We start from the raw sequence: 18,485 nt of genomic DNA, 5'->3' as shown, positions 1-18,485 counted from the left end.
GCTACCGGGCCGGCATTCCGCCTGATGCCTGAGCGATGAGCGAGACCTTGCTGAAGCCGGCCGCACTGACCTGTCCCATGATCTCGACGATGCGCCCGTATGAGACTGCCCTGTCGCCTCGCACCAGCACGACTTGCGCTGGATCCTGCGCGGCCAATGCCTTGAGACGCGGCATCATCATGTCCGGCGTGAGCGGCTCTTTGTCGAGGAACGGCTGACCCTGCGCGTCGATGCTGATCACGACCGGCTGCTTCGGCTGCGATACCTTCGCGGCTGCCGTTTTCGGCAGGTTCACCGGCACGCCGACGGTCATCAGAGGTGCGGCCACCATGAAGATGATGAGCAGCACAAGCATCACGTCGACAAGCGGCGTGACATTGATCTCGGACAGAGGCGCAACGCCGAACTCGTCGTCCGGCTCGCCTGTGCGGAGCGGTCCCATGCCCATTATTCGGCGGCCTCTGTGCGCAGGTGGGGCTTGCGATCGCGTGCGAGCCGGTCGCCGAGCGCCGTGATGCCTGCCGTGAAGGATTGCTGCAGGCGGCCAAGATCGGTCGTGAGCTTGTTGTAGGCGATCACCGCCGGAATGGCGGCCACGAGGCCGATGGCTGTTGCAAACAGGGCCTCGGCAATACCGGGAGCGACCACCGAGAGGCTGGTGTCCTGGCTTGCGGCGATGGCGGAGAATGAGTTCATGATTCCCCAGACTGTGCCGAACAAGCCGATAAATGGCGCGGCCGATCCTGTGGTGGCCAGGAACGGCAATCCCACCTGGAGCTGGCGCATGTCGGCCGACAGCGCAGCGCGCATGGCCCGCTCGATCCGCTCCCGACGCTCCGCGCGGCTCTCCGACGCGTCCTGATCGCGCCACGCCTCTTGGCCAGCGGCAACAATCCGTCCGGTTGTTCCAGTCGATTGCTGGCGAAGTTTCTCAGGCGAGCGGGCAGCCATTTCGAAGGCGCGCGCCTGACGACGGACGCTCCTGAAACGCAGAAGTTTATCGACCACGATCGTCCAGCACCCAAGCGATGCGAGAACGAGCAGGATCATGACGCCTTTGACGATCGGATCGGCTTGCAGGAACAGTCCGACAAAGGAGAGATCGTGCGGGGCGGGAGCTACGATGTCGTTCATCACAGCAATCTCACTTCGTGAACGAAACGGCGTCGATCTTGGAGGAGGTCTCGAGGGCCGACAGACACTCTTCGCGGGAATTCGCAGCACCCTCGCAGGTCATGACATCGTTGAGGAGAACGCGTCCGAATCGGGAGCAGCTCAAGCCAGGAAAGTCGAACAGCTTGATGAGGGTCTTGCGGCCGGGCACGGGGCCGACTTCAACAGCCAGACGCTTGGCCGCGACACCGTCCGTATCGAGGGCAAAAAGATCAAGCTTCAGGGAGCGCCAGCTGTCGCCCTTCTGATTATCGATCAGGAAATAGGTTCGGCAGTTCTCGCCCGCAGCCTCGATCTTGTTCAGCTCGATGCGCAGAGGCGAGAGCGAAGCACGATCCTGAGCCAGAGCCGCTCCGCTGAAGGGGAGGAGCAGGGCGAGACATGCCCATATGCCTCCTGTCGAAAACCCAGGCTCGTTCCACGGGCTTGTCCTCATGAACCTCTCCTTCTCGTTCGCATGGACGAGCGCGCAGATGCGCAGCCTTACCCATGCAAGAGAATACGCCAGCATCCCTGTGAACCGCCGTTACGGGCGCATGTCCGAAACCAGCCAAACGTCTTCGGGGCGGTCAGATGAGATATCTGGGAGAAGCTATCCAGATCAAGGGCTTAGACGAAAATCAGAGGCGTTCTAAAACAAGCGCTACAGTGTTGAGAACGGGAGCGATTTCGCTTCCTTACAATGCCTTCAAAGTAGGTTTTTGCGGCTTTTAAGTGCGCCAAGGCTGCTGAAGGGGTCTCACCCACGCTCGTACACGCATCATCGGCGGTTCACAAAAATACCATTTTGGAAATGAACAAGGGACTGAACTGGCACTTTGTATCAGGGAGTTGCAGCGTGGGTTTCAAAGGTCACGACAAGCCGTTTCCCACTTGGTATCCATACGCCTTCGTCGGCGGGGTCGCTGCTCTCGCAACAGCGCTTTATGTGCTGGTCTGACGCCGAGTCGTGACAGGCGCTTCGCCCGCATCCGTCAAGATATTCTGTTTTCGGTGATGAGTTCAGGGGCTTGCTGATGCCCTTGACACTGCATCCCAAAGCGAAGCGAGGCAGTACATCCGTGCCTCGTTCACTTATGGGAGAGTGTTGATCCGTCTACTGGATCAGCCCGAGCATGGTTGCGGGAATATGGTTAACACATCGTTAAAAGACACTTCCCTATGGGAAGAATCTGCCTTTATCGCAGCCTGTCGGCTGTTCATGAACGGCGGTCAACCCTCGGTCACATGACGGCGCCCACCTGCCAGGGAACGAACTCAAGGTCGCCATAACCCAGCTCCTCCGACTTCGTGGGCTCTCCGGAAGCGACTTTCAGCAGGATATCGAAGATTTCCTGCCCTTTTGCTTCCAGGGAAACGCCGTCAAGGATGTCGCCGCAATTGATGTCCATGTCGTCGATCATCCGGCGGTAGATGTCAGAGTTGGTGGCGAGCTTGAGGGATGGAGCAGGCTTGCACCCGAAAGCGGATCCTCGCCCTGTGGTGAAGGCAATGAGATTCGCACCGCCTGCCACCTGGCCCGTGGCGGCAACAGGATCGTAGCCGGGGGTGTCCATATAGACGAAGCCGTGATCCTTCACCTGCTCGGCATACTCGTACACGGCCTGAAGCGTGGAGCGGCCGCCCTTTGCAGTGGCGCCCAGGGACTTCTCGAGAATCGTCGTGAGGCCGCCTGCCTTGTTACCCGGTGACGGGTTGTTGTTCATCTCGCCACCGTTGCGCTCGGTATAGGCTTCCCACCACCTGATCCGTGAAACCAGCTTTTCACCGACGTCCCGGGTTGCGGCCCGGCGGGTGAGCAGATGCTCCGCGCCGTAGATCTCCGGGGTCTCGGACAGGATGGATGTTCCGCCGTGACGCACGAGCAGATCGGACGCGACACCCAGGGCCGGATTGGCGGTGAGACCGGAGTAACCGTCGGAGCCGCCGCATTGAAGAGCCAGGATCAGTTCCGAAGCGGGGCGTGTCTCCCGCTGCGCCTTCGCGACGATCGGGAGCATGGCTTTCACCGCGTCGGCAATGGCCTGAACCGTCCGCCGGGTTCCGCCGGTTTCCTGGATCGTCAGGGTGCGGAAGGTGTCCGTCTCCGTGAGGCCGTACTCCTGCTTCATGCGACCGATCTGAAACACCTCGCAACCCAGGCCGACCATGATCACGCCCGCAAAGTTGGGGTGGCTGGCATAGCCCCATTGAGTCCGGCGCAGGATCTCGAACCCCTCACCATAGGCTGCATGGCCGCAGCCCGTGCCGTGAACAATGGCAACGATGCCGTCGATGCCCGGATAGTCGCGCAGAATGCCAGAGCGTTCCACCTCTGCCGCAGCGAAGCGCGCAACGGAGGCCGAGCAGTTCACCGATGTGAGGATGCCGATGTAGTTGCGCGTCCCGGTCTTGCCCGAGGCGCGCCGGTATCCTTGGAAGGTCGCCTGCAGTTCCGGCGGAAGCAGGTCGTTCTCTCTTGCCTCGGTGCAGAAGGCGTAATCCCGCTCGAAATCGTGCAGGCCCACATTGTGCTCGTGCACCCATTCGCCTGGCGCGATATGGCTCTTGGCGAAACCGATGATCTGGCCGAATTTCCGGATCGGCTCCCCCTCGCGGATCGGCTCCACGGCCATCTTGTGGCCGCGCAGGATGCGCTCGCGGGCTGTCAGGCCGGCAGCGTCGGTACCTTGGTTCACAAGGTCGATGGCAATAACGACGTTGTCATCAGGTGAAAGACGGATCGTGCGTGGAGTGTTCATGGCAATCACTTTTCAAAATCAGAGGTAGCCGTTTTCCTTGAGGAATTGCGGCAGCCAAAGGACGGTTTCAGGGACAAAGGTGATGAGGAAAAGAACGAGAAGCAAGGGCACCAGCCAAGGGGCACAGGCCTTCATGCATTCCTCGAAGGAGATGTTCGCCACGCGGGTGAGCACATACAGAACCATTCCGACCGGAGGCGTGAGCAACCCGATCATCAGGTTGAGGACCATGATGAGGCCAAAGTGAACCGGATCGATGCCGAGCTTGACGGCAACCGGCAGCAGCACGGGGGTCAGAATGGTGATGGCTGCAATCGTCTCCATGAAGCAGCCGACGATCAGCAGAAAGACGTTCACCAGGATCAGGAAGGTGATCGGATCGGCCGCATAGGTGATGATCCATTCGCCGAGAGCGTCGGTGGTGCGGGTTGTGGTCAGCACCCAGCCGAAGATCGAGGCTCCTGCCACAATGAGAAGCACCACGGCCGTCGTCTCAACCGTGTCCATGGTCACACGGATGAACTGGCGCAGGCTCAGCACCGAATAGCGGGGCCGCTGTCCGCGCGCGGCAAGCACCATGTTGAAGCCGCGGTGGATCACGGTCGATAGCAGGAGCGCATAGGCGCAGGCGAAGACCGCCGCTTCCGTGGGCGTGAACAGGCCGAAGCTCATACCGCCGATGATGATGGCGGGCGTGAGGAGAGGTAGGAACGCATTGACAAAGGAGCGCCCGAGACGCCTGAACTCGAACTTCGCATCGCGCCCGATCCCATAGTAATGGGCATAGAGAGCCACAGTGGCCGACATGAAGAGCGCCATGATCAAGCCAGGAACGATGCCTGCGACGAAGAGTGCATTGATCGACGCGTTGGCAACCACACCGTAGATGACAAGCGGCAGAGACGGCGGAATGATGGGTCCGATGGTCGATGACGCCGCAGTGAGACCCACGGCGAACTTCGTGTCGTAGCCATGATCGCGCATGGCCTTGATCTCGATCGTTCCAAGGCCGCCTGCATCCGCCACGGCTGTGCCCGACATTCCGGCGAAGATAACGGAGCCGGCGACGTTCACGTGGCCAAGGCCGCCCTTCAGCCAGCCGACAGCCGCGACGGCAAAGTCGTAGATTTGCTTGGTGATGCCGGCGGAGTTCATCAGGTTTCCGGCCATGATGAAGAAGGGCACCGCCAGCAGGGGGAAGGAATCGACACCGTTCACCATCCGGTGAATCACCGTGATCACCGGGGTCGTGATCTCACCCGTGATGTTTCCGATGAAAAGGAACAGGAGTGAGGATCCTGCCAAAGCCACCGCGATCGGGACGCCGATGACGATCATGATCAGGAGGGCAACAAGCATCAGGGTAATGAGCATGGTAGATATCCGCCCTCAGTCGATTGTCAGGCTGTGAGGGGCATCCGCCTCACGGCGGCGCAGGCGTCGCAGAAATCGTAAGGCCGCGTGCACGGTCACGCCGGCCAGGGCCGCAGACACCGCCCAATACAGGTAGCTTTTCGGAATATCGATCGAGACCATGTAGCCTGGAGCGAGTGCGCCGAGCTGATAGGCATACCACGCCATGGCGCCGCAGAAGAGGGCGACGAGGCCGTCCACCGCAACAAGGGTCCAGTGCCTCGCTTCGCGGGGAACATAGATCAGAAGCGCCTCGACGGCGATGTGCGAACCCTTGCGCATGGCCGTGACCGACCCGACAAAGGTGATCAGGATGAGAAAATACCGGGCTATTTCCTCCGTCCATCCCAGCGAGTTGTTCAGAACATAACGGGTGAAGAACTGCAGAAAGACGATCCCGAACAGGATCCAGAAGATCCCAAAGACCAACACATCCGACCACCGACGATCGGAGAGGTCTACATGGGCCTCCTCCTCGCGCCATTGTTCGAAGAGTTCATCCATCTCCTGATGGATGTCTCCCGAAGGAGCCGCATCGGTCCTCGCTTCGTTGATGGCAGGGGCCTGGGTGTTCTGCATCGTGGGCCTTCGTTCCAGCTTTTCTCAATGAGAAGTGTGAGGCTCCCTCCACGAGGAAGGGAGCCTCGAGGATCGTGCTAGTTGGTGGCTGCCTTGATCGCCTGGAGACGGTCGTAGACTGCCTTATCCCAGGTGGCATCAGAACCCATGTGCATCTTGACCACCGCTTCACGGAACGGCGCCCGATCCACCGTCACCACGTTCTTGCCCTGGCCCTTGAACCATTCGACAAGCTCCTTCTCCATCTTGGCGATGTCGTCGGTGCACTTGTCGGCCGCCTCCTGCAGAACCTCGGTCAAGGCTTTCTGCTCCTCGGCTGAGAGGCGTTTCATCGTGCCGCCGGAAACGATGCTGAGAAGGGCATCCGTGATGTGCCCGGTCAGCACGATGTTCTTCTGGACCTCATGGAACTTCTTGGCCTGGATGGTGACGAGCGGGTTCTCCTGCGCATCAACCACGCCTTGCGAGAGCGCCAGGTAGACCTCCGCGAAGGCAATCGGCGTCGGATTCGCGCCGACGGCCCTTGGGAACATTGTGTAGAGCGGCGCATCGGGCACGCGGATCTTCACACCCTTCATGTCCTCGGGCTTGGTGATGTCCTTGTTGGCCGTCACATGCCGCTCGCCGTAATAGGTGAGGCTCACGACCCGATGCCCGGTCTTCTTCTCGTATCCCTGGCCAAGCTCCTTGAAGAGATCGGACTTCCGGAAGGCATTCCAGTGGCCGAAGTCCCGGAACATGTAGGGGGCGCCGCCGATGGCGACCGGCCCATGGGCACGGCCGGCAAAGAGCTGGCCGGTATAGATGATGTCGACCGTGCCGAGGGACAGGCCCTCGTTGATGTCGCTCTCCTTGCCGAGCGACGAGGCCGGGAAGACCTCGATCGTGTACTTGCCGTTGGTCCGCTTCTTAAGCTCCTCGCCGGCCCAGAGGGCCCATTTGTGATAGGGCTCCGACGTCTCGTAGACGTGAGCCCATTTGAGCTTGGTCTGGGCACTTGCCGGAAGGGCGGGGAGGGCGATGGTTGCGGCCGCGATAAGGCCGAAAGCTAGGCGGCGGGTCAAAGATGGCATAGGCGTTCCTCCGAAGAAGCCCGGCTCTGCGGCCGGCTCGTGATGATCGGCGAGTGGTGATCTCGCCGGAGGCACCCGACAAGCTTGTGGCTTTTGCCCATCGGTTGAGCTAACATGTTAGAGATATGGACGCGTTCGACAAGAGAAAATACGACCAATTCCTAACTCCCTTGGAGCGAGGGCCACGGGGGAACACCACCGAGCAGGTCGAGCGCTCGCTTCGATCGGCTATCGTCAATCTCGATTTCGAGCCGGGCGAGTTCATCGACAAGGGAGCTGTTTGCGTTGCCCTCGGCGTCTCCCGATTTCCCGTCTCGGAGGCCCTCGCCCGTCTCGCGACGGAGGGTCTCGTCGAAATCCTGCCGCAGCGCGGCAGCCGGGCCGCCCGCATCCGCCTGCCTGAGATCAGGGAATCGATGCTGATCCGCCAGGCTCTCGAATGCATGGTGGCGGAAAAGGCAGCCGAACACCTGTCGATGGTCGATATGGACACCCTTCGTGAAAACCTGCGGGCGCAGCAGGAGGCTGTCGAGCGAGGAGACCGCCCCGGCTTCTATGCCCTGGATCTCGCGTTCCACACGATTCTGGTCGAGGGTCTGAGCCTGCCTCGCGTGGCTGCGGTCATCGATGCATCCCGTGCCAATATCGACCGGGTCCGCCGGCTCCTCTCGTCGCCCCGCCGCCATACCGTAACCCTGGCCGAACATCGCGAGATCTTCCACGCGATTGAGACGCGAGACCCGCAAGCGGCACACAGGGCCATGGCGGCGCACCTCGATGAGGTCATGGAAGAGCTGGGGCGCTTCTCGGCCGAACATGCGGACGTGTTCGTACATATCTGACACCCGCCAGGTCGAATGATGGGGAGGCCCTTTCCCCAGGTCTCATTTCCACCTCGTTGCACCTATGGCCGGATGGTGTTTCTTTCCTAGTTCTCTCCGGAGGAGAACAACAAATCATGACGACTGACGCACCTCTGTCCCTTCACGTGCCGGAGCCGGCCGTTCGCCCGGGGGGAGCCCCGGATTTCTCGAATGTCAAGATTCCCAAGGCAGGAGCTGTCCCTAAGCCGGACATCGATGTCGATCCTGAGTCCATCCGGGATCTCGCCTTTTCGATCATTCGCGTTCTGAACCGGCGTGGCGAAGCCGTTGGTCCGTGGGCCGGTCTGCTGAGCGAGGAGGAGCTGATCGAGGGCATGCGTCATATGATGACGCTGCGGGCCTTCGACGCCCGGATGCTGATTGCCCAGCGCCAGGGAAAGACATCCTTCTACATGCAGCATCTCGGAGAGGAGGCGATCAGCTGCGCCTTCCGCAGGGCGCTCTCCCCAGGCGACATGAACTTTCCGACCTATCGCCAGGCTGGCCTCCTGATCGCGGATGGGTATCCCATGGTCGACATGATGTGCCAGATTTATTCCAACGCGCGCGATCCGCTCAAAGGACGCCAGCTGCCCGTCATGTACAGCTCCAAGGAGCATGGCTTCTTCACAATCTCCGGCAATCTTGCGACCCAGTACATACAGGCTGTCGGCTGGGCGATGGCCTCGGCGATCCGCAACGATAGCAAGATCGCCGCCGCGTGGATCGGGGACGGCTCGACCGCCGAGTCCGATTTCCATGCCGCCCTCGTCTTCGCCTCAACCTACAAGGCGCCGGTCATCCTCAACATCGTCAACAACCAATGGGCGATCTCGACCTTCCAAGGCATCGCCCGGGGAGGATCGGGCACCTTCGCGGCCAGGGGCCTGGGTTTCGGCATTCCGTCGCTGCGGGTGGACGGCAATGACTATCTGGCCGTTTATGCCGTGGCAAAATGGGCCGTCGAGCGGGCCCGTCGCAATCTCGGGCCGACGCTCGTCGAATACGTGACCTACCGGGCCGGCGCACATTCCACATCCGACGATCCGTCGGCCTATCGGCCGAAGACCGAGTCCGATGCCTGGCCCCTCGGCGATCCGATCATCCGCTTGAAGAACCACCTGATCGTGCGAGGCGTCTGGTCCGAGGAGCGGCACAAGCAAGCCGAGGCCGAGATTCTCGATACGGTGATTGCCGCACAGAAGGAGGCGGAGAGCTACGGCACGCTGCATGCCGGCGGAAAGCCCTCCGCGCGCGACATGTTCGACGGCGTCTATGCCGAGATGCCGCCTCATCTGCGCCGGCAGCGTCAGCAGGCGGGGGTCTGATCCATGGCACGCATGACGATGATCGAAGCCATCCGGGACGCGATGGACGTGATGATGGCGCGTGACGAACGCGTCGTCGTCTTCGGCGAGGATGTCGGCTATTTCGGCGGCGTCTTCCGCTGCACGGCAGGCCTGCAGCAGAAATACGGGAAGACCCGCTGCTTCGATGCCCCAATCAACGAAGCAGGCATCGTGGGAGCCGCCATCGGCATGGCGGCTTACGGGCTTCATCCCTGCATCGAGATTCAGTTCGCCGATTACATGTATCCGGCCTATGACCAAATCGTGTCGGAGGCAGCGCGCCTGCGGTACCGGTCGAACGGCGAGTTCACCTGTCCGCTCGTTGTCCGCATGCCGACCGGTGGCGGAATTTTCGGTGGGCAGACCCACAGTCAGAGCCCCGAAGCCCTGTTCACCCATGTGTCCGGGTTGAAGACTGTCGTGCCGTCAAATCCGCACGATGCCAAAGGCCTGCTCATCGCGGCCATCGAGGATCCCGATCCGGTGATCTTCCTGGAGCCGAAACGGCTCTACAACGGGCCGTTCGATGGCCATCACGACCGTCCGATCACGCCGTGGTCGAAGCACGATCTCGGAGAGGTTCCGAGCGGACATTTCACATTGCCGCTCGGCAAGGCATCCATCGTGCGTGAGGGGGCAGCCGTGACCGTGCTGGCCTACGGGACGATGGTGTACGTCGCGCAGGCTGCTGCAGCGGAGACAGGGGTCGACGCGGAGATCATCGATCTGCGCACCCTGCTTCCCCTCGACATGGAGACGATCGTTGCGTCCATTCGGAAGACGGGCCGTTGCGTGATCGTCCATGAGGCGACGCTCACATCGGGATTCGGAGCGGAGCTGGCGGCACTCGTTCAGGAAGCCTGCTTCTTTCAACTCGAGGCGCCGATTGCGCGCGTGACCGGATGGGACACGCCTTATCCGCATGCGCAGGAATGGGATTACTTCCCAGGGCCTGCTCGGGTCGGTCGCGCGCTTATCGAGACGGTGGAGGCCTAACATGAGTGAGCACCTGATCAAGATGCCCGATGTGGGCGAGGGAATCGCTGAGGCCGAACTCGTGGAATGGCACGTCAAGGTCGGCGATCTTGTGCGCGAGGACGCCTTGCTCGCAGCCGTGATGACCGACAAGGCGACGGTGGAGATTCCCTCTCCCGTCGATGGAGAGGTTCTGTGGCTCGGCGCGGACATCGGAGACGTGGTCGCGATCGGATCTCCCCTGATCCGCTTGAAGACAGGAGATGAGGCGGGCGCTGCCTACGATCTCGACACATCCGATAAGGCACCTGAGGCACCGTCACGGCCGAAGGATATCGAGGCGCAGGCCGATGGCGCGGTCAAAACCTCGGAGGCCGTTGTCGAGAAGCAGGCGAGGGAAGCGCCCCGGCCTCAACCTGTCGAGGTTCCGAAAAGCCCGCCCGTGAGAGTACACCGCCCCTCCGTCCCGCGCACCGAAGGTGAAAAGCCGGTCGCTTCGCCGGCGGTCCGTCTGCGGGCCCGCGAAGCCGGGATCGACCTGAGGCAGGTTCCAGGCTCCGGACCCGCCGGCCGGATCACCCATGAAGATCTGGACGCGTTCCTCACCCACGGCCCGCAGGTCACCAAAGCCCAGGGCCTGGTTCAGGATACATCCGTCCAACATGTCAAAGTGATTGGGCTGCGCCGCAAGATTGCGGAGAAGATGGCGATTGCGAAATCGCGCATCCCGCATATCACCTATGTCGAAGAGGTGGATGTCACCGCCCTTGAAGACCTGCGGACGACACTCAACGCAACCAAACGATCCGACAGACCCAAGCTGACCCTGCTGCCCTTCCTGATGCGCGCCATGGTCAAGGCCATCGCCGAACAACCGCATTTGAACGCCATCTATGACGACGAGGCGGGCGTCGTTCATCAGCACGGCGGCGTTCATATCGGCATTGCCACCCAGACCGGTTCAGGCCTGATGGTGCCCGTCGTCCGGCATGCGGAAGCGCGGGATATCTGGGGCTGCGCCACGGAGTTGACCCGCCTGTCTGAAGCCGCCAAAGCCGGTCTCGCCACCCGAGAGGAATTGAGCGGCTCGACGATCACCATCACGTCGCTCGGCGCAATGGGTGGCATCGTCACGACACCGGTGATCAACTATCCCGAGGTTGCCATCGTCGGCGTCAATAAGATCATGGTACGGCCTGTTTGGGATGGTTCGACGTTCGTTCCCCGCAAGATGATGAATCTGTCCTCCAGTTTCGATCACCGGATCATCGACGGCTGGGATGCGGCGGTCTTCGTGCAGCGTATCAAGACGCTGCTGGAGACACCTGCAATGATCTTCGTGGAGGCTTGACGTCAATGAAGGACATCTCCTGCAAGCTCCTCGTCATCGGAGCAGGGCCGGGCGGCTATGTCTGCGCCATTCGCGCCGGACAACTCGGCATCGATACAGTCATCGTGGAAGAGAGGAAACCCGGCGGGACCTGTCTCAATGTGGGCTGCATTCCATCCAAGGCGCTCATTCATGCCGCTGAGGAATACGACCGGGTTGTTCATCTGGCATCGGGGAAGAACCCGCTCGGGATCAAAACGACGAAACCCGAGATCGATCTGTCGCAAACCATCGCTTGGAAAGACACCGTTGTAGGCCGGTTGAACAGCGGTGTGTCGGGTCTCCTCAAGAAATCCAAGGTCAAGATGGTCCAAGGCCGGGCGCGGTTTCGCGACGGCAGGACGGTCGAGGTGGAAACGGAAACCGGCCGGCAGATCATCCGAGCCGAGAATGTGGTGATCGCAACCGGATCGGCTCCGGTCGAACTCTCCAGCCTGCCATTCGGCGGAGCCGTCATCTCCTCGACCGAAGCGCTTTCGCTGACGGCCGTTCCGGAGCGGCTGGTTGTCGTCGGTGGCGGCTATATCGGTCTCGAGCTTGGGACAGCCTTCGCCAAGATGGGCGCAAAGGTAACCGTCGTCGAGGCGCAGGCGCGCATCCTGCCGCAATATGATGCGGAACTCACCCGGCCGGTGTCCAAGAGGTTGCAGGCGCTCGGCATCGACGTCATGACACGCGCAAAAGCCAGGGGGCTGACCAAATCCGGTGGCGCTCTTCTGGTCGAAACCGAGAACGGATCCGAAGTGTCGCTGGCGGCCGACAGGATTCTCGTGACGGTTGGCCGAAGGCCGGTGACGCAAGGCTGGGGGATGGAGGAACTCGTCCTCGATATGGATGGGCCTTTCATCCGGATCGACGAGAAATGCCAGACCTCGATGCGGGGCATCTACGCCATCGGTGACGTGACGGGCGAGCCGATGCTGGCCCATCGGGCCATGGCGCAGGGTGAGATGGTGGCCGAGATCATCGCAGGCCACAAGCGGGTCTGGGACAAGCGAGCCATTCCGGCGGTGTGCTTCACCGATCCTGAGATCGTCGCCGTCGGCTTGACCTCGGACGAGGCTCAGAAGACCGGTGGTGAGATCAGGGTAGGCCATTTCCCGTTCTCAGCGAATGGCCGCGCCATGACGAAACTTGGCGAAGAAGGCTTCGTGCGCGTCGTGGCCCGGGCGGACAATCACTTGGTTCTCGGCATCCAAGCCGTCGGGCAGGGCGTGTCCGAACTCTCTGCTGCGTTCGGCCTTGCCGTTGAGATGGGGGCACGTCTTGAGGATATCGCCGGCACCATTCACGCGCACCCCACCCAGGGCGAGGCTTTCCAGGAGAGTGCCCTGAAGTCACTCGGGCGCGAACTCCATATCTGAGAGCGGCGGACGGCCAGGAGCCGTCCGCCTCATCTATCCTGGAGGGGCAATCCTGTAGGCGTCGATAGCGCCCTTGCCCTTGATGAGAACAGGTCCCAGGGGGGCGGCATCGACACGCGTCCGAATGCGCTCCCAGGCAGTAGCGCTCAGATTGATGCCGCTCTGCCTGCCGTGCCCGGCGAGCCGTGCGGCGACATTCACCGTATCCCCCCAGATATCGAAGCTGAATTTCTGCCGCCCGACGACGCCCGCAACAACAGGGCCGACGTGGATGCCAACGCGCACATCCCAAGGCAGAGGCAGATCACGGGCCGATGCGATGGTCGACATGGCACATTTGACGCTTGCCATCACCGGATCCGCATTGGGCAGGAGCAGGCCGGCAGTGGCGAGAAATCCGTCGCCAACAGTCTTGATCTTCTCGAGGCCATGCTGCGAGGCGATCTCTTCGAAGCTTGAGGCGTACACATGAAGGTTCGCGACAATCTCCTCGGGGGCAAGGAGATCGCAATAGGCGGTAAATCCGACGATGTCGGCGAAGAACACGACGACATCATCGTGGCGGCGGGGCGTCACGGTCTGGGACTGCTCAAGCTCGTCGACCGCCTGCGACGGCAGAATGGCATGAAGAAGTGCCTCGGCGCGACGCCGCTGATGATCGATCTCGGTGAGGTAGCTGAGTTCCTGATCGTGCAGTCTCTTCTTCTCAAGGCAGGCTCTCACGCGTGCTCTCAAGAGCGCCGGGTTGAACGGCTTGGGCAGATAGTCCTCGGCTCCGAGTTCAATGCAGCGGACGACACTCTCGAATTCCGATAGGGCGGAAATCATCAGGACCGGGATGTCGCGCGTCGTCGAGTCCGTCTTGAGATGCTTCAGGACTTCGTAGCCATTGACCTCGGGCATCATAATATCGAGGAGAACGAGGTCGAAGCGCTCATGGGCAATCAGAGTGAGAGCCTCGCGCCCATTCTCAGCTGTCGCCAGATCCGCCCATCCCTCACGTTGAAGCCTTCGCGTCAGCGTGTACCGGTTGTCTTCGTTGTCATCGACCACAAGGATGCGGACGCCGGCGTTGGTCATGGAAAGCTCCGATCCTGGATCAATGCGCCGATTGTCTCAAGCAATCTCTCGAGGTCGACCGGTTTGGTATCACAGGTGCTCAGGGCCCCATCGTCCTCGATATTGAGAATTCTGATCACATTTTCTCCTGGTGCTCCACTCGGCCGAGCCGCAGACAATCGGCGATGACGTCCCGCAACGTGGCGAGAACTTCATCGCGGTCGCCGAGCTTCTTGCGCAAGATTCTTCGAATGCCGCCGCTCAGGCGCCGCTGGGCTTCCTCGTCGACGTCGGCAGCCGTCAGAACGATGAGGGGAAGATGTCGCATCTCCTCGCTTCGACGGATCTCATCGACCAACTCGAACCCGTCCATTTCCGGCATGATCAGGTCGAGGAGGATGATATCGGGCTTGACGAGCGGGAGACGGTCCAGGGCAACCCGCCCGTTTTCGGCTTCGGCCACCTCCCACCCGTCCTCGCGCAAGATCCGGGCAAGCCATCCTCGGGTGTGCGGATCATCCTCCACGACCAGAACCCGAGAGCTCGCATGATCGGCTCGGCAGGCAGCAAGAGCCTTCAGGAGGCTCTCGCGGTTGACGGGCTTCGTCAGATAGGCGGCGGCCCCAAGGGCATAGGCCTGGTTCTCCTCGTCGACGATGGTGACCATGATGACCGGGATATCTTGAAGGTCCGGATCACGCTTCAACTGCTGGAGAGTGCTCCAGCCATCGAGGTCCGGCATCAGGACATCCAGGGTGATGACCGATGGCCTGATCTCACGGGCGATCTCGACGCCTCGTCGGCCGCTCTCCGCCGTCGACACTTCGAAGCCCTCACGCATCAGGATCTGGCGCAGGATCTCTCGCGATGTCGCCTCGTCATCGATGATCAGCGCGCGTCTTCCTCGTCCGAGAGGCTGCGGGATCGCCGGGGAACTTCCTGCGATGGAGCGTCTTCTGGGAGGGCCTATCACCCCGCCTGCCGGCAGGGAGACGGTGAAAGTGCTGCCCACCCCCATAGCGCTTTGCACGTTTATGTCGCCGCCCATGACGCGGCAAAGCCGGCGGCTGATGGCAAGTCCGAGCCCGGTCCCCCCGAACTTGCGTGTCGTCGTGCTGTCCGCCTGGCTGAACTCCTGAAAGAGCTTGTCGCATTGCTCGGTCGTCATGCCGATACCCGTGTCATGAACCGCAATCATTATTGTATCTCCTCCTCGGTTCACGATCCGGGAAGCCTTTATTGTCACGGTTCCGTCTTTCGTGAACTTACAGGCATTGCTCAGCAGATTCAGCAGTACCTGTCGCAGGCGAACGGGATCGGTCTGCATCCTGCCAATATCAGGGGCGATCTCGACCTTGAGCTGGTTGTTGTTGCTTCTCGCAAGAGGATCAGCCGTCAATGAAGCATCCCTGAGCAAGGCATCAAGATCGATTTCCTCCGGATGGAGCTCCAGCTTGCCTGCCTCGATCTTGGCGAGGTCGAGGATTTCATTGATAAGGGTCAGGAGATGCGTACCGGCGTGACGGATCCTGTCCAGCGGTTCGACCAGGGGCTCATCTCCCGTCTCTTCGGCCTCGTCCTTGAGCATCTCGGTAATGCCGATGATGGCGTTCAGCGGCGTCCTCAGCTCATGGCTCATGTTCGTCAGGAACTGGCTCTTTGCCCGCGTCGCCGCCATGGCTTCATCACGGGCGAGCTCAAGCTGCGTCGCATGGTGCTTGATTTCCGTGATGTCGGTGTAGACCGCGACAGTCCCGCCTCCTGCGATCCGGCGCTCGCAGACCTGGATCCAGCGATTGCCGTCTCGGTGTTGGATCTCGGCCGCGACCGGATTTCTGTGGCGCGCCAGCCTTTCGGCCACCCAGGTGTCGACCCGCCCTTTCGCCTCCAGGATGAGGCCTCGCTCCGCGGCACGCCGGATCACCGTCTCGAATGACGTTCCAGGCTCCATGGGAACGCCGGATCCAGGATAAAGGAGCTCCTCGTAGCGGCTGTTGCACAGAATGAGGCGATCCTCGGCGTCGTAGAGGGCGAAGCCCTCGTTGATGCTCTCGATTGCATCAATCAGCCGTTGCCGGGCGCTGGCGACCTCGCGCAGGTTTTTCTCCTCGACCTCGATTGCCGTATCTCGGAAGACGGCGAGAGCCTTTGCCATCTGCCCGATCTCGTCCCCTCCATCCCGTGGCAGAGGTGTGCGCAGATTGCCTCCGGCAATCGCCAGCATGCTGTTGCTCAGGTTCTGCAGCCGCGCGACCAGATTGCGATCGACATAGAGCCAGACGATGAGCAGAGAACTCAGAAGGCTGAGAGACACGACACTCAGCAGAATGTTTCGGCCGATGCGTTGAGCCATCAAAGCCTCACCGCTTGCAGCACTTATGTCGTCACGGGCCATCGTGACGAGACCGTCGACTGCTTTCGTCAGCTGTGCAGAAAGGCCTGCATTCTCTGCAAGAAGCCGCTCGGCATCCTCGACGAGGATGAGCTCCGTCCTCCGTGCCGACAGGATGCTGTCCTGCCCATCGGTCAAACGAGCGAAATCCGAGATGCGCTGATCGAAGCGGGATCGCAGGCGTTGATCCGCCAATTCAGAGGCGATCTGGCGCAAGGCCGACAGGGAGCGGTTGAGAGGAAAGCTCATCACCGCGATATCGGCAGCCTTCTCGGCAAGTGATGCTTTGAGCAGGCCGTCGCTGATCGCGGCGAATTCAAGCTGCGCCTTCTGCATGAGAAGGTTTTCGGCAATCTCCTGCACGATCACCGAAGGAGGTTGCGGAAAGCCTGCAGTTGTCTGCTCGCCACGGTCTATGCGACGGGAGGCTGCAAACTTCGCGTCCAGGACCACGAGGGCAGGGGCGATCAGGCGTTGCGCCGCCACCGTTGCGTTTGAGAGGCGCTGGACCAGCGCATCCTTTTGCGCTGCTACGGCGAGGCGTCCTGCCACAAGGCCAGCAAGACCTGTGAGGTTGCGCCGCAATCCCGCGACAGCGGGCTCCATGGCGGCGATCGTGGCTGGATCAACCTCGCTCCGGATCTGGGCAAGCAGATCTTCGAGGCGTTCGACTTCCGCCGTAATGGCAGCCGATGTCTCCTGGTACTGGGCCTGCGTGTGAGCCGTGAGAAGCGTTGGCGCTGCCGCAACGATGCGCTCGGCTTGCCGTGAGAGGTCAAGAGCCGAAAGAGCAGAAGGCACGCGCTGCTCGGTGATCTGCTCGATCACTTGAGCCATCTGACGGAAAGCATAGGTCCCAGTGGCTGCAGCCAACACCGCGAAGGTGCTGATGCCGAGAAAGGCAAGAAGCAAGCGCCAGCGGACACTCAGGTAGAAGGGCATGCTGACAGGGGCATGGCCCCTTCCTCATTCCAAGGGCACATAATGACCACTCCGCCAGATGAACCATTCGAAGCCGGGTTGTCGCACATCTCCCTTGGCATCGAAGCTGACCCGACCGAGAATGGTTTCAAACTCGTTCGCATGAAGGGCGCCGATCACGGCTTGGGGCTCGATCGAGCCGGCCTTCACGACCGCCTGGGCCCAGGCTTGTACGGCGCCGTAGCTATAGAGGGTGTAGCCTTCTGGCTCGAATCCTTTTTGACGAAATCGCTCGACGAGAGAGGTCGCGCCGGGGTTTCTGCGCGGGTCGCGGAAGGAAGTGAAGACCGTTCCTTCGCCAGCCTCACCTGTCACCTGGATGAAAGCTTCGCTCGCGATGCTGTCGCCGGATACGAGCTGAAGATTGTAGCCCTGCTCGCGTGCATTGCGGATCAGGATGGCTGCTTCCCGATAGTATCCGGCGAAATAGACAATGTGAATTCCGCCAGCCTGCAACTTCGCAATGAGAGTTGAATAGTCGCTCAGGCCTGGCTCAAGTTCACCATAGAGTGTCTCGGTGCCACCATTGTTGCGAAGGTGGCGTTGCGTTTCCTCGGTCAGCCCTTTTCCATAGATCGATCCGTCGCTGAGAATGGCGATCCTGGTGTCCCGCCCCTGTGCTGCGAGATAGGCACCCGCGATCGCGCCTTGCTGGTCATCCCTCCCACAAATGCGAAAGACGTTCGAGCGGCCCGCTTCCGTCAGGCGTGGGCTGGTTGAGGCCGGCGTCATCTGAATGATACCGGCCCTCTCATAGATGCCAGCCGCCGGAATGGAAGCGCCCGAGCATTGGTGCCCGACGACAAAAGTTACCTTCTCAGCAACAAGCTTGTGAGCCGCCGCAGTCGCTTGGCCGCTGTCGCAGGCGTCGTCGACAGAAATAAGCCTCAGTTTCTGGCCGAGCACGCCACCAGCGGCATTGATGTCCTCGATGGCCAGTTCAACGCCCTGTTGCTGCTGCTCACCCTGGTATGCATTAGGACCCGTCAGGGCTCCTGCCATGCCAATGAGGATCTCAGCGCCAGCCGAACTGGCATTCGCCATCGCAAAGACGAGGGCCGCAGCGAGAACCGACAGTTTGCGTTCCATGGCGAGCCTCCCGCCACTGAGCTGCACCAACGTCTTCGGAGCGC

At 61.2% G+C, this 18,485-nt stretch carries 15 protein-coding genes; 5 read left to right on the top strand and 10 right to left on the bottom strand.

Annotated features, from left to right (window positions below):
• Window position 1: 1 nt before the first annotated feature.
• From tolR to IC232_RS02075, 7 genes are all read right to left on the bottom strand, one after another.
• The gene (tolR, locus tag IC232_RS02105; protein ID WP_190843227.1) at window positions 2–448 is read right to left on the bottom strand and encodes a protein TolR; all 447 of its coding nucleotides are present in this window, start codon (window positions 446–448) and stop codon (window positions 2–4) included.
• Window positions 448–1,134 (bottom strand): MotA/TolQ/ExbB proton channel family protein, encoded by a 687-nt coding sequence (locus IC232_RS02100; protein WP_190843226.1) that lies wholly within the window; start codon window positions 1,132–1,134, stop codon window positions 448–450. Before IC232_RS02100 ends, tolR begins: the two co-directional genes overlap by 1 nt.
• A gap of 10 nt (window positions 1,135–1,144) precedes the next feature.
• The gene (locus tag IC232_RS02095) at window positions 1,145–1,609 is read right to left on the bottom strand and encodes a Tat pathway signal protein (RefSeq protein WP_190843225.1); all 465 of its coding nucleotides are present in this window, start codon (window positions 1,607–1,609) and stop codon (window positions 1,145–1,147) included.
• Between the two features lie 787 nt (window positions 1,610–2,396).
• Window positions 2,397–3,914, bottom strand: coding sequence for a UxaA family hydrolase (locus IC232_RS02090; RefSeq protein WP_190843224.1), 1,518 nt, complete (start codon window positions 3,912–3,914; stop codon window positions 2,397–2,399).
• A gap of 18 nt (window positions 3,915–3,932) precedes the next feature.
• The gene (locus IC232_RS02085) at window positions 3,933–5,282 is read right to left on the bottom strand and encodes a TRAP transporter large permease (protein WP_312895098.1); all 1,350 of its coding nucleotides are present in this window, start codon (window positions 5,280–5,282) and stop codon (window positions 3,933–3,935) included.
• 21 nt (window positions 5,283–5,303) lie between these two features.
• Window positions 5,304–5,906 carry a TRAP transporter small permease gene (locus IC232_RS02080; protein WP_190843222.1) on the bottom strand — a complete coding sequence of 201 codons (603 nt, stop codon included), beginning with the start codon at window positions 5,904–5,906 and terminating at the stop codon, window positions 5,304–5,306.
• A 77-nt stretch (window positions 5,907–5,983) separates the two neighbouring features.
• Window positions 5,984–6,970: a sialic acid TRAP transporter substrate-binding protein SiaP gene (locus tag IC232_RS02075; RefSeq protein ID WP_210335210.1), complete on the bottom strand. Its 987-nt coding sequence runs from the start codon at window positions 6,968–6,970 to the stop codon at window positions 5,984–5,986.
• Window positions 6,971–7,104: 134 nt separating this feature from the next.
• Here IC232_RS02075 and IC232_RS02070 point away from each other — a divergent pair, with 134 nt between their 5' ends.
• From IC232_RS02070 to lpdA, 5 genes are all read left to right on the top strand, one after another.
• Window positions 7,105–7,821: a GntR family transcriptional regulator gene (locus IC232_RS02070; RefSeq protein WP_190843220.1), complete on the top strand. Its 717-nt coding sequence runs from the start codon at window positions 7,105–7,107 to the stop codon at window positions 7,819–7,821.
• A gap of 116 nt (window positions 7,822–7,937) precedes the next feature.
• On the top strand, window positions 7,938–9,170 hold the full coding sequence (locus IC232_RS02065) for a 3-methyl-2-oxobutanoate dehydrogenase (2-methylpropanoyl-transferring) subunit alpha (protein ID WP_190843219.1): 1,233 nt from the start codon (window positions 7,938–7,940) through the stop codon (window positions 9,168–9,170).
• A gap of 3 nt (window positions 9,171–9,173) precedes the next feature.
• Complete coding sequence (locus tag IC232_RS02060; protein WP_190843218.1) at window positions 9,174–10,187, top strand: alpha-ketoacid dehydrogenase subunit beta; 1,014 nt, start codon at window positions 9,174–9,176, stop codon at window positions 10,185–10,187.
• A 1-nt stretch (window position 10,188) separates the two neighbouring features.
• Window positions 10,189–11,517: a dihydrolipoamide acetyltransferase family protein gene (locus IC232_RS02055; RefSeq protein ID WP_190843217.1), complete on the top strand. Its 1,329-nt coding sequence runs from the start codon at window positions 10,189–10,191 to the stop codon at window positions 11,515–11,517.
• Between the two features lie 5 nt (window positions 11,518–11,522).
• Complete coding sequence (gene lpdA, locus IC232_RS02050; protein WP_190843216.1) at window positions 11,523–12,920, top strand: dihydrolipoyl dehydrogenase; 1,398 nt, start codon at window positions 11,523–11,525, stop codon at window positions 12,918–12,920.
• Window positions 12,921–12,953: 33 nt separating this feature from the next.
• On the opposite strand, the gene IC232_RS02045 is transcribed toward lpdA, so the two are convergent.
• The 3 genes from IC232_RS02045 to IC232_RS02035 form a co-directional block, all read right to left on the bottom strand.
• Window positions 12,954–14,000, bottom strand: a complete 1,047-nt coding sequence (locus tag IC232_RS02045; protein ID WP_190843215.1) for an adenylate/guanylate cyclase domain-containing protein — start codon at window positions 13,998–14,000, stop codon at window positions 12,954–12,956.
• A 115-nt stretch (window positions 14,001–14,115) separates the two neighbouring features.
• Window positions 14,116–17,313, bottom strand: coding sequence for a response regulator (locus tag IC232_RS02040; RefSeq protein WP_190843214.1), 3,198 nt, complete (start codon window positions 17,311–17,313; stop codon window positions 14,116–14,118).
• Window positions 17,314–17,337: 24 nt separating this feature from the next.
• Window positions 17,338–18,441 (bottom strand): branched-chain amino acid ABC transporter substrate-binding protein, encoded by a 1,104-nt coding sequence (locus tag IC232_RS02035; RefSeq protein ID WP_190843213.1) that lies wholly within the window; start codon window positions 18,439–18,441, stop codon window positions 17,338–17,340.
• Window positions 18,442–18,485 lie beyond the last annotated feature (44 nt).

This window comes from Microvirga sp. (assembly GCF_014699075.1).
Lineage (GTDB): Bacteria > Pseudomonadota > Alphaproteobacteria > Rhizobiales > Beijerinckiaceae > Microvirga.
This window is presented reverse-complemented; position numbering and strand designations above follow the sequence as displayed.